The organism is Neisseria sp. P0021.S005, from assembly GCF_051956955.1.
Window position 1 is genome coordinate 1 of sequence record NZ_JBQCWY010000826.1, and the last position, 792, is coordinate 792.

General features: G+C 43.7%; 2 protein-coding genes. Both read right to left on the reverse strand.

Annotation, left to right across the window (positions count from 1 at the left end):
- A partial coding sequence (locus tag ACTHUE_RS19570; protein WP_440424232.1) for an ATP-dependent metallopeptidase FtsH/Yme1/Tma family protein occupies positions 1 to 416 on the reverse strand: 416 nt, incomplete at its 3' end.
- Positions 417 to 486: 70 nt separating this feature from the next.
- Positions 487 to 792: SAM-dependent methyltransferase (locus ACTHUE_RS19575; RefSeq protein WP_440424233.1), on the reverse strand; the 306-nt coding region annotated here is incomplete at its 5' end.

Here is a 792-nt window from a genome sequence, read left to right on the forward strand (position 1 = left end):
GCGCCGCCTTTACCGCCACCGCCGCTTTGCATGCGCATGAAGTAGAACCATGCACCGATCAACAACAAAACAGGCAGCAGGCTGTAAAACAGACTGGCCAGCATGCTTGGTTTTTCTTCCGGAGTCACTTTGACGCGTACTTTGTTATCCAACAGTGTTTTAACCAAGTTGTCATCCAAAGGCGCATTGGTATAGAAGGCAGTTTTATCGGTGCGCTCACCTTTAATCAGATAGCCGCTGACAACAGATCCTTCAATATTGACATTGGATACTTCGCCACTATTAACTTGCTGAATAAATTGAGAATATTCGATTTGCTGTTTATCTTCCTGCTTATCGCTGAGTGCATTGAATGCTGCTAAAAGCATAGCACCACCCACTACCCAGACTAATATGTTTTTAATGGTATTCCCCACTGAACAGGCTCCATGGTTACAAAATAAATAAAATCAAGGGAAAGAATTTTAAAGCACCTACCCTACATTGTCAGCGTTTATTTTTACCTAATAGGTAAATCTCACTGGAACGATTGCGGGAAGCATCCGGCTTTCGAGTTTGTACACTGGCAAAAATTTCACGCATAGCCGCCGTATACTCTTGATAACCCGCGCCTTGAAACACCTTCACTAGAAAACTGCCTCCGGTTTTCAAATGTTGGGAGGCAAAATCCAAAGCCAGTTCACACAAATAAAAACTGCGTGCCTGGTCTGTTACGGCATTGCCTGACATATTGGGTGCCATATCACAGATTACAAGGTCTAACGGACGATTATCCAATAAGGCTTCAAACTG